The organism is Leptospira alexanderi serovar Manhao 3 str. L 60 (assembly GCF_000243815.2).
Taxonomy (GTDB): domain Bacteria; phylum Spirochaetota; class Leptospiria; order Leptospirales; family Leptospiraceae; genus Leptospira; species Leptospira alexanderi.
This window is the reverse complement of record NZ_AHMT02000018.1, coordinates 106,325-116,524: the sequence shown is the minus strand read 5'-3', so window position 1 is coordinate 116,524 and position 10,200 is coordinate 106,325. Positions and strand designations below refer to the sequence as shown.

9 protein-coding genes and 1 pseudogene are annotated in these 10,200 nt (G+C 43.6%); 5 read left to right on the top strand and 5 right to left on the bottom strand.

Annotated features, from left to right (window positions below; translation table 11 throughout):
* Positions 1-868 precede the first annotated feature (868 nt).
* From pdhA to LEP1GSC062_RS25800, 5 genes and pseudogenes are all read left to right on the top strand, one after another.
* The gene (gene pdhA / locus LEP1GSC062_RS07020; protein WP_039941413.1) at positions 869-1,852 is read left to right on the top strand and encodes a pyruvate dehydrogenase (acetyl-transferring) E1 component subunit alpha; all 984 of its coding nucleotides are present in this window, start codon (positions 869-871) and stop codon (positions 1,850-1,852) included.
* Positions 1,852-2,826 carry a pyruvate dehydrogenase complex E1 component subunit beta gene (locus LEP1GSC062_RS07015; protein ID WP_010578045.1) on the top strand — a complete coding sequence of 325 codons (975 nt, stop codon included), beginning with the start codon at positions 1,852-1,854 and terminating at the stop codon, positions 2,824-2,826. The genes pdhA and LEP1GSC062_RS07015 overlap by 1 nt, the downstream gene beginning before the upstream one ends.
* Positions 2,827-2,847: 21 nt before the next feature.
* The gene (locus tag LEP1GSC062_RS07010; RefSeq protein WP_010578044.1) at positions 2,848-4,281 is read left to right on the top strand and encodes a dihydrolipoamide acetyltransferase family protein; all 1,434 of its coding nucleotides are present in this window, start codon (positions 2,848-2,850) and stop codon (positions 4,279-4,281) included.
* A gap of 13 nt (positions 4,282-4,294) precedes the next feature.
* Positions 4,295-5,305, top strand: a complete 1,011-nt coding sequence (gene fliG / locus LEP1GSC062_RS07005; RefSeq protein WP_010578043.1) for a flagellar motor switch protein FliG — start codon at positions 4,295-4,297, stop codon at positions 5,303-5,305.
* A gap of 178 nt (positions 5,306-5,483) precedes the next feature.
* Positions 5,484-5,623 (top strand): annotated as a pseudogene (locus LEP1GSC062_RS25800) (leucine-rich repeat domain-containing protein); the annotation flags it as partial.
* Positions 5,624-5,769: 146 nt separating this feature from the next.
* Here the strand turns inward: LEP1GSC062_RS25800 and LEP1GSC062_RS07000 are convergent.
* The 5 genes from LEP1GSC062_RS07000 to LEP1GSC062_RS06980 form a co-directional block, all read right to left on the bottom strand.
* Positions 5,770-6,078, bottom strand: coding sequence for an LIC_10421 family protein (locus LEP1GSC062_RS07000; RefSeq protein WP_039941444.1), 309 nt, complete (start codon positions 6,076-6,078; stop codon positions 5,770-5,772).
* A gap of 79 nt (positions 6,079-6,157) precedes the next feature.
* Complete coding sequence (locus LEP1GSC062_RS21265; RefSeq protein ID WP_078131909.1) at positions 6,158-6,397, bottom strand: hypothetical protein; 240 nt, start codon at positions 6,395-6,397, stop codon at positions 6,158-6,160.
* A 291-nt stretch (positions 6,398-6,688) separates the two neighbouring features.
* Positions 6,689-7,528 carry an Ig-like domain-containing domain gene (locus tag LEP1GSC062_RS06990; RefSeq protein ID WP_010578041.1) on the bottom strand — a complete coding sequence of 280 codons (840 nt, stop codon included), beginning with the start codon at positions 7,526-7,528 and terminating at the stop codon, positions 6,689-6,691.
* The gene (locus LEP1GSC062_RS06985) at positions 7,525-8,769 is read right to left on the bottom strand and encodes an LIC_11904 family protein (protein ID WP_010578040.1); all 1,245 of its coding nucleotides are present in this window, start codon (positions 8,767-8,769) and stop codon (positions 7,525-7,527) included. The genes LEP1GSC062_RS06990 and LEP1GSC062_RS06985 overlap by 4 nt, the downstream gene beginning before the upstream one ends.
* Before the next feature lie 512 nt (positions 8,770-9,281).
* Positions 9,282-9,626, bottom strand: a complete 345-nt coding sequence (locus LEP1GSC062_RS06980) for a transposase (protein ID WP_039941443.1) — start codon at positions 9,624-9,626, stop codon at positions 9,282-9,284.
* Between the last annotated feature and the right edge of the window lie 574 nt (positions 9,627-10,200).

The following is a 10,200-nucleotide window of genomic DNA, read 5'->3' as shown; positions in this document are numbered from 1 at the left end:
CGTTAGAGAAGATGTACGATAAAGGAGGAATACTTGTTGGCTCAGTGTTGAAGCATTTCTGCTTTGCAGATTTGATCTACAACGCGCCCTATCTCGTGACCCATCGGGAACGAGATTTGAGTTTAGGAAGGGTAGTGCTGAGTTGTTTTAAGACTAAGAACAGCTCCCGATGTATAGATTATCCTGCGGTCCAACCCGCGAATATCAGTCTGATCAATCGTCGCGAATGCTTTTCTCTAACGAGTTAAACTATTTGATGATAAAAATGCGAAAAAATATTTACTGCTCCGGTGGGGACGCCATATCAGAGTTTGTTTCAAAACTCCTTGTACTTGTACGCAAAAGAAATAAAAATGGCTTATGAAATCAGAGTTAGGTCATCTAGATTCAAATAATAAACTGAATATGGAAAGTCGCCGATTGGTATTTTTCGAACGTCCTGATTGTACCGATAGCGGGGTGTGCCTTCTGGAAACCGCTCTATAAAAGATCTTGTTCGTAAATACTGAGTGAAAAAAATTTCCCCGAGCCCGGATCTGCAACTATTGTAAAATTCAATAGATCGGCTAAAACATTTTCCACTGCCTTTTGCATAAACAAAAACTATAGAACACTAAAAATATGCGGTTGGTCCATCCTTTTCAACTCGCATATCCCTATTTATTTATTTTACACGAAGAATCCTATCTTGAATTCCCAGTGAGTAAAATCGTACACATACAAATAAATGAAAATCCGGTTTTTCTGTTACGAAAATAAGTTTTTGTCCGATCCAAATCTTTGGAATTTTTTTTAAGTAGAAACGAAATCGGTTTGCATAAGTCGCTTCTGGAAAGATACTTTGCGATTGTTTTCAAAATCTAATTTTATGAACAACCATCCCAAAACCAAAAAAGAAACCCAGGACCTGTTCGAACTCTACAAACAAATGCTTCTCATTCGAAGATTTGAAGAAGGCGCCGCTAAATCCTACAGCACCGGAAAAATCGGCGGATTCTGCCATCTCTACATCGGACAAGAAGCAGTGGGAGTTGGATCGATCGCGGCCCTCAAAGAACAAGACTACATCGTTTCCACTTACAGGGATCACGGTCACGCGCTTGCAAGAGGTTTAGATCCGAAGGCCTTGATGGCCGAACTCTTCGGAAAAAGGACGGGGATCTCCAAAGGTTACGGAGGTTCTATGCACTTCTTTGATAAGAGCAAGCGATTTATGGGCGGACACGGAATCGTGGGAGGTCATATCTCCCTGGCGGCGGGAATCGCTTACGCATCCAAGTTCAAAAACGAAGACTCGGTTACAATTTGTTTTTTCGGAGAAGGCGCCGCAAACATCGGTTCCTTTCACGAAGGAATGAATCTCGCCGCAATCTGGAAACTTCCTCTCGTAATGATCTGCGAAAACAACCACTACGCGATGGGAACGCCGGAATATAGAGCGCTTTCAGTGAAGGACGTTTCGGTTCGTGCGGGAGCTTACGATATCGCAAGAGATCACATCGAGGGAGACGAAGTTCGTAAGGTTCGAGATCACGTTAGTGTTGCCGTAGAGCGTGCGCGCAGAGGAGAAGGTCCCACTCTCATGGAAATTTCCACGTATCGTTTTCGAGGCCACTCCATGTCCGATCCCGCAAAATATAGAACCAAGGAAGAATTGGATCGTTATAAAAAAAGCGATCCTCTTCTAAAGGCAAAGGACGATCTTCTTCATTCCGAATGGAAAGAAGAAGAATTAGAAAAACTAGATATAGATATACAAACTCAAGTGGAAGAATCGATCCGATTCGCAGATCAAAGCGAAGAACCTCCGCTAGGCTGGCTATATAAGAACGTTTATGCGGAGGATGTGTGATGGCGATTCTCACGTATAGAGAAGCTCTCAACAGAGCGATGTGCGAAGAAATGGATCAGGACCCGAACATCTTTCTTATGGGAGAAGAAGTCGGTCACTACGATGGAGCTTATAAGGTTTCTCAGGGAATGCTTGCCAAATACGGCGAAAAAAGAGTCATCGATACTCCTATTTCCGAAAACGGATTCGCGGGTGTTGGAATCGGCGCTGCGATGGTGGGCCTACGTCCCATCATCGAATTTATGACTTGGAATTTTTCTCTCGTCGCAATCGATCAGATCATCAACTCTGCCGCCAAAATGAATTATATGAGCGCGGGTCAATTTCCGATTCCGATTGTTTTTAGAGGTGCCGGTGGCGCCGGAGGCAGACTCGCGGCTCAACATTCTCAGTCGTTTGAAAGTTGGTATGCGCACATCCCGGGTTTGAAAGTGATCGCTCCTTATACTCCCGCGGACGCTTGCGGTCTTTTAAAAACGGCAATTCGAGATAATAATCCTACGATCTTTATCGAAAGCGAAGTGTTATACGGAACCAGAGGAGAAGTTCCCGATCAGGAATATTCGATCCCTTTCGGAAAGGCCGATTTCAAACGGGAGGGTTCCGATATAACAATTGTTAGCTGGTCGAGAGCCTTGATGTATGCCCTACCCGCTGCCGAGAAACTCTCGAAAGAAGGGATTTCGGTGGAAGTTTTGGATCTTCGCTCCATCCGACCTTTGGATGAAGAAGCGATTTACACTTCGATCCGAAAAACGAACCGAGCTTTGATCGTGGAAGAAGGTTGGGAAGTGGCGGGCTTCGGTTCCCAAATCGCGTATTTGATCCAGAAAAATTCTTTTGATGATCTGGACGCTCCGGTGGAGAGAATCACTCAGGAAGATGTTCCCATGCCCTATGCTGCAAACCTGGAAAAAGCCTCTCTTCCGAGCGAAGAAAAAATCATTGCGAAGGTTCGGGAGATGCTCGAATAAGAAGAGCGAGGAAGATTCAAAATGGCTAAAATTGCAGAGATGACTCAACTCAGTCCTACGATGTCGGAAGGTAAGATCGTCCGCTGGCTCAAACAAAAAGGAGATTCCGTTTCTCCGGGAGAAATCATAGCCGAAGTGGAAACAGACAAGGCCATCATGGAAATGGAGGCCTTTGAAACCGGGGTCTTGTTGGAAATTCTCGCACCCGAAGGCTCCCTACTTCCCGTCGGCGCTCCCGTCGCAATCATCGGTAAATCGGGAGAAGATATTTCCGCATTAGTCGAAACTGCAAAGAAATCCATTCCCGCAAAAAAAGACAATGCAACACAAAACCAAGGTTCCACTTCCGCACCAAGCACGTCATCCGCAACACCGCAAATTTCTTCTACACAAACCCAAGATGCGGCTTTCGCATCTCCTTCTTCCCCGACATCCGTCACAAACACAGGGAAGAATCCCGAAATGAAAACGAGCGACGCGCTTTTGCAAAATGTCAGAAGCAACGATTTATCCGCAACCGAAGAGAAATCCTCCGGATTAAAAGTATCCTCTGCATTCGGCTCGGAAGAATCGGAACATTCTCCCCTTCGATCGGTGCGCGGCGGTCGTCCGATCAAAGCCTCTCCTTTGGCTAAAAATCTCGCCCTTCAAAAAGGAATCAATCTTGGCGAAGTGATCGGCTCCGGTCCCGGAGGAAGGATCGTCAAACGAGACATTCTCTCCTATCGGTCGGGTGGCGGTGACAGAACTTTTGTTATGCGACAAGACCGTAAATTGGAACTTACAGGAATGAGAAAGACGATCGCTTCCCGTCTTGCACATTCCACGTCAACCATCCCTCATTTTTATCTTACGACGGAATTGGACGCGGGTCCGATCGACGACCTCAGAAACTCCATCAATAGAGACCTTGGACTCAGCGGCCAGGGAAAAGTCAGCGTAAACGATCTCATTCTCAAAGCGTGTTCTTATACTTTGTTGCAAGTTCCCGAAGTTAATTCTTCCTGGAGAGAAGATCATATCCTTGAGCATGGAAGAGTCGATATCGGAGTTGCAGTTTCGATCGAAGGAGGTCTCATTACTCCCTATGTTCGAAACGCGGAAGAGAAATCCGTTCTCGAAATCAGTCGAGAGATAAAAGAACTTGCTTCCCGGGCAAGAGACAGAAAACTCAAACCGGGGGAATACACGGACGGCACCTTTACCGTCTCCAATCTCGGAATGTTTGGAGTCTCTTCCTTTACCGCGGTCATCAACGAACCCGAAGCGGCAATTCTTGCGGTAGGCGCTCTTGTTGAAAAACCGGTGTTCAAGGCTGGAAGTATCGTTCCAGGAAAAATCTTGAACGTTACGCTTTCTTGTGATCACAGAGTCATAGACGGAGCGACAGGAGCTAGATTTCTTTCCTTATTCCGAGATCTTATGGAACATCCCCTTCGCCTACTTACAGGCTAAGGATTTCATTTTTGTGGAAAAAGAATCGGCTCGAAAAGAAAAAATCAGAAAATCGGCCCTGCTCCTTCTCTCTTTAAATAAAGAAGACGCCGCCAAAGTTCTATCGAAACTCGACGATTCCATGATCGAAGAGATTATCCTGGAAATGGCACAGATTAAAACCGTTTCCAAAAGGGAAAAAGAAGAAGTTCTCTTAGAGTTTAAGAATTCAGTCCTTCCTAGTGACGGAGAAATCAAAGGCGGTATGGATGCCGCTCGGGAAATTTTGCAACAGTCCCTAGGAAAAGAAAAAGCGGAGAATATTCTCGGTAAACTTTCCCGAAAAGACATAGAAGACGATTTTTCATTCTTAAGCGAAGCCGAGCCGGGAACCCTTGCGAGCCTGCTTCAACACGAATCTCCCCAAACGGTCGCAGTTACTCTCGCGTTTATGAGTCCCAAAAAAGCCGCTGACATTCTAAAATTTTTTCCGGGAGAATTACAAGCCAGCGTCGCCTATCGTCTTGCAAATACGACGAAAACCCATCCCGATGCGATCAAAGAAATCGCGAGAGTTCTCAAGAAAAAATACGAACAAAGAGATCGTTCCGAATACAGCGAAGCGGGAGGAGCGGAGGCGCTTGCAAACATTCTCAATCATATGGACAAATCCCAAGAAGAGAACATTCTCAAAGAGTTAGAAGCGAATTCTCCGGAACTCGCGAAACAAGTCAAAGAGAAGTTATACACCTTTGAAGACGTTCTCGCTTTGGACCAGAAGGAAATGAGAATTTTAATCAACCGTATCGGCAACGACGATTGTCTCAGCATGGCTCTGCGCGGAGCCGGAGACGAACTCAGAAATCATTTCTTGAATGCCATGTCCCGAAACCGGGCCGCGGAAATTTTGGATATGATGGAAATCAGAGGCAAACTCACCTTACGGGAAATCAACGATGCGAGAAACGTCATCCTAAACCTCGTTCGAGAATTGGAAGAAGAAGGAACCATCTTTGTCAAAAAAGACGGGGAAGAATATATTTAAACATTTGCGAGAATTGGATTTTTATTTTTCCGAGGAATTAGTTCGTATCTCCCTTTCGAAATCCAGTTTGCGACATTAGACGTTACGCTCCGTTAAACCGATTTTAAACGAAGCCCGCTTTTAGTTGATTCGTATAGATTGAATCCGATCTTGCCATATGAATCAGGAGAAATAGATTATGAACCATTCTACCTATAACAATTTAGAAAAATCACTTCAAAACCCTCGGAAGTTCGAATTCTAGATTTAAGCTCGCAAGAACTCGAAATCCTTCCAGAAGAAATCGGAACATTTCAGAATTTAAAGGAGTTATATTTACAGGATTTTAATTCTTTTTCTGAGAAAGAAAGAATTCGGAAACTTCTTCCAAAATGCGAAATTTTCTTTGAGCCCGCGTCGAAATCATCCGAGCCTTTTAAAATTTTCGTTCATTCAAGAATTCTATAGAGGTTTTGGGACAAGTCCTAAAGATTATTAGCTTCGCGTTCGTAAATACTCGCTTCTTTTTCACAGTGCTCCGCTAATTTTTTGTATTTTTTGTGTTCTTCAATAGAAGAAATCGCTTTTCCACCTTTACTCAGATTGGATAGGCTTTTATATCTTTCCGCAAGATCCTTATGGTCCTTCGCTTTCTTAATCAGATATTCCTTTGCGATCTTTTTTAATTCCGGATTCGTCGCCTCTTTGATTAACAACTCTTCTATTTCCGAAATTGCAAAGATTCCACTGGAAAATCCGAATAGGAAAAGTATTAAAATTATAATCTTTTTCATGATTTCCTCTCCAAATGCGTTCCCCATATATTTTCCACGAAAAGAGCTTCGTAGTCTATTCAAAAACAAACAAAGCTTTCTATTTCATAGATAAATCATATACGTAAGTTCGCATTCTGCTTGGGTTTCCCACAGAGTGTGCGTAAGTAGTCGTCTCGTTAGAGACGACCGGAGCAAACGCCATACAACTTTTTTCGGTAAGAAAAACTGGAGCGGTTAGGCCCCTTTGAGTTCCATAACCAACTACACAAGCACTTGGATCCGAATATAAATCTGTCGGAATTACGACAAATCTTCTGTGAAACGCTCGGCCCCACAACGCGCCCCTTAGGAAGCGTTGTGCCTGAGTTATACCTTTCGCGCCCTAAACACCGACCCATAGGAAGGTGTTTGCTGAGTTCAGGAAGCGTTCTGCCTGAGTTTCCCCTGATTTTGGGCGGTGGGGCGGGAAGGCTCGGGAGATTTTTCTCTATCAGAAAATCATACTTCTTGCAAGTAAAAAACCTCATTCTTGTCGGAACACTTGAAAAATATCAGTTTTTGATCCTTATTATCCCAAAAGCCTTCTTAATTTGTGGGTAAAGCTTGAGTTTGGCCAAAGTCAAATCGACTAACACCCAGGTTTTCTACACTGATCGCACGTAGGCGGTTGTCCGGGAAAACAAGCAACTGGAAATCCAAAAAATTCACAACGACAATTACAAGTTTCCCAAGGCTGACTACATTCTACGGCGCCCACGTTGAGTCCCATGTTCGAAGTTCCTAAATTTCCGGTAAGATCCTTAACGTTTACCTGAAGATTACGATTTCCAGCAAACCAATTAGGCGAAGGTGTTAAAGAGATCGTATCATCCGTAACCAAAGTACTACTGACTTGAACTTTGGGAGTTTGATTGTCTACAAGACTACCGGATAAATTCAACGTGCTCGGATCAATACGATGATCAAACTGAAGCACAAGAGATTGAGACAAAGGCGCCAGCCAAACCGCGTTTATATTCGGCTGCGTAATTACAACTTTCGGACCTAATTGTGGATCGCTCGCTACAGGATTGGATTCCGTCACCGAATCTCCAAATGATGCACTTCCACTTGCTGTTAGGAAGGGGAAGGGATTTGGAGCTCCAGGACGAGGAATAGAATCGGGTCCACGGTAAGGATTACCAAAAATACCTCTACAATGGCAATCGTCAGAAGTATTTCTACACATTACGGCCGAACAAAAGACCGCACCAGGAAACGGAACCGGTTGCTCTCCGAAACAAAAACCGGCAACGGCTACCCCTATGGGCCAACGAGCAGGAGGAGCATTATTCGTCATTGAAAGATACGCCCATGCATTACAAGTAAGGTTCGCTTGCTCCATGCTGATTGCTGCCTCTTTACAACCTATACTAGCGTTGATTATAAGAAATATCGAAAGTACAAATGCGATTTTTCTCAACTTCATAACTGACTCCTTAAGTTCGTAAGCGCATTCCGTACGGCGGGTACATCCAGCAAGTCCGTCCTTGGGTCCGCTTGCAGCGCATCACTCACAGTTGGATCATTGAGCACTTGAGGTAACGTAGTAAGACTGTCGGGCAATAGATACGTGAAATTGTAATTTGCATTCTGATCAATTGCGGAAACGTTCACTCCGCGAGAAGACCAAATCCCAATCGTCCCCCCCAATAGATTTACGGACACTCCCTGAATCGGATTGATACGTCTGAGAGGATAAGCGCCGCTCGGGGACGTTAGACCTCCTATCAATTGGAAATTACGATTCATGAATAGTAACGTATCTGAATTTTCCGGAAGTACCGCCAAACCCATACCGCCGGGCAATGGAGTCGCAGCAGTAAAAGTCAGTTCCAAAGTGGCAGTATCCGTAACGAGTTTTTGATCCGTCCATTTGAAAATTATGGACTGATCTCTTGGGTCCCAAGCGACTATCCTATTGCCATCCTGATCGACTACGAGAATGAGGGTTGAATCCGCCCATACACTTCGCAATCCGGTAATCGGAACCGGACTTGAAACCGTCGTTACCACTCCATTGATTCCTAATCGACGAAAACCAATACTCGGTCCGTAAACAAGAAAGGCGGAAGGACCGAACGAAACCAATTCTTGAGCGCCGGGTATAGAAACAGTATTTTGACATCCGTTTATACGTTGGGAAGTCTGCCCATCAAAGGACCAACAAAGATTGACGGCTTCGGATTTAAGCAAAGCGATTCGTCCGTTCTCTTCCAGAGAAATTCGTCCTGCGCCGATAAAATCCGTGTTTGATTTATAATAAAGTCTGTTAGCGCCGACGGAGAAGTAAAGATTTCCTCCGACCGAATCTAACATGAAGAGAGTAAAGTCCACAGACTGAAAATTCGCAGGTCGAAGATTTGGAGCTAAAGTAATTCCTGCGACATGAGAAAACGTCGTCGCGCGCGGAGGATCAGAGGAATCGATCGTAAAAAAAGCCCCCACTCTCGCGACCAACTCTGGATTCAGTTGGTACAGAAAATTCGTTTCTACTACTTTTGTTTCAAAAGTTCTTACCGGGTTTCCTTCCGGAGAATATGTAAACGAATCTGAACGTAAAAATAGCGCCAAATTATTGATAATGTTTCTATTTTTATTTTCTAAAATTCCATTGCACTGTGACAAAAACCCGATTAAAAATAAACATATCGATTTTCGAATTATCATGGCGGACTACCTAATGGATATTCCGTTTTTATTCAATACAATTTTTATTATTTTTTATTTTTTATATTATATTTATTATATATATAAATAATAAATATGTCACATTTAGAATCGCACAATATACTGATATAACCTCTGAATTCAAATACAATCTTTGTCAAAGTTCAGGATATTCCACTGATTTCTATATAATACGGTTTTCTATAACGCGAAAGGGAAACTTTCATTTTCGCAAACCGATCTTTCCGGAATACGAAAGCTGGCAAATAACAACGAGACTATGTGAACTTCCGGAATGTAAATGCGAATTTATGCGGACCTAGTGGCTGCGTTAGGTCCAACACCAAACACGTATTACTACTCGGACGCATGAATAAAATACTATGATAAACTATTTCGAAAATTAGAATGTTGGAATCTTCCTCTAAAAAGTCGAGATTTCCCGATTTGACTTAATTTTTGAGAACCGTTGTACTTTTGCAAAACCGACCGTTTATTTTCGAGTATCATTTTCATGCGTCCGAGTAGTAAGTCTCCAATATCGTCAGGATTTGCGTTCGCTTTGATCTTCGTTCCGTCGATAGAAATCGTTTCAAAGCCGATAAAACCACTTTAAGATAGATCAACTCGGCTCTGAGTTTCGATAACCTACACAGTTCTCTCATCGAGAGATTTCCGATTAATATCGAATAGAAAAGTGCTGAAATTACTTTCTTAGGTGATATTGCAGGTCGACCTGTTTCATCGTTTTGGTAATTCTTTTCAAAATTCTCAAAATCTAAACGATCTATAACTTTCTTAAATCCGTGGATCGGATGTCCCTCTCCGATCAATTCCTGAAAATCTAAAACATGCATCCTAAGTTGATTCGGGTCCGTGTTCTTGAACTTTGCCATTGTGCAAATCTAGCAGGTTCACAAATTTTGCGTCTCTTTTTCAACAGGCTCCTCCAAGCCAAACACGGGGAAACTCAGGCACAACGCTTCCTAAATTGCGACCCGTAGAGAGCAATTTATTGAATTCCGATTATTGTTTATCGGAATAATAATGTCTCAACTCCCTACGTGTCGCTCGAAGAAAACTCAGCAAACACCTTCCTATGGGTCGGTGTTTAGGGCGCGAAAGGTATAACTCAGGCACAACGCTTCCTAAGGGGCGCAATTCAGGGAGTGAGATGCTTGAGTTACTTCACCGGCCTTCTTGACTCCGTCGAATCAAGAATATCACATTCGGAACTGTCTTACGTCCAAGAATCATACTAATCTATTGGCGGGCGCTCGACGAGGTTGGGACGCGCTGTAAGTTGAAAGATTGTATGGAAGAAAGAGAAGAATCTCGGAGCTGACGGGACTCGCCGTTACGCAATTTCGCATCCTGAGAAATTAAGCTCCACGGCGTCTTATTCACGGCTCGTCCATCCATGGACTCGCT

Bases quoted from the DNA above. Each gene is read 5' to 3' on its own strand.
- pdhA (WP_039941413.1), top strand. From the start codon at position 869: ATGAACAACCATCCCAAAACCAAAAAAGAAACCCAGGACCTGTTCGAA.
- LEP1GSC062_RS07015 (WP_010578045.1), top strand. From the start codon at position 1,852: ATGGCGATTCTCACGTATAGAGAAGCTCTCAACAGAGCGATGTGCGAA.
- LEP1GSC062_RS07010 (WP_010578044.1), top strand. From the start codon at position 2,848: ATGGCTAAAATTGCAGAGATGACTCAACTCAGTCCTACGATGTCGGAA.
- LEP1GSC062_RS07000 (WP_039941444.1), bottom strand. From the start codon at position 6,078: ATGAAAAAGATTATAATTTTAATACTTTTCCTATTCGGATTTTCCAGT.
- LEP1GSC062_RS06990 (WP_010578041.1), bottom strand. From the start codon at position 7,528: ATGAAGTTGAGAAAAATCGCATTTGTACTTTCGATATTTCTTATAATC.
- LEP1GSC062_RS06985 (WP_010578040.1), bottom strand. From the start codon at position 8,769: ATGATAATTCGAAAATCGATATGTTTATTTTTAATCGGGTTTTTGTCA.
- LEP1GSC062_RS06980 (WP_039941443.1), bottom strand. From the start codon at position 9,626: ATGCATGTTTTAGATTTTCAGGAATTGATCGGAGAGGGACATCCGATC.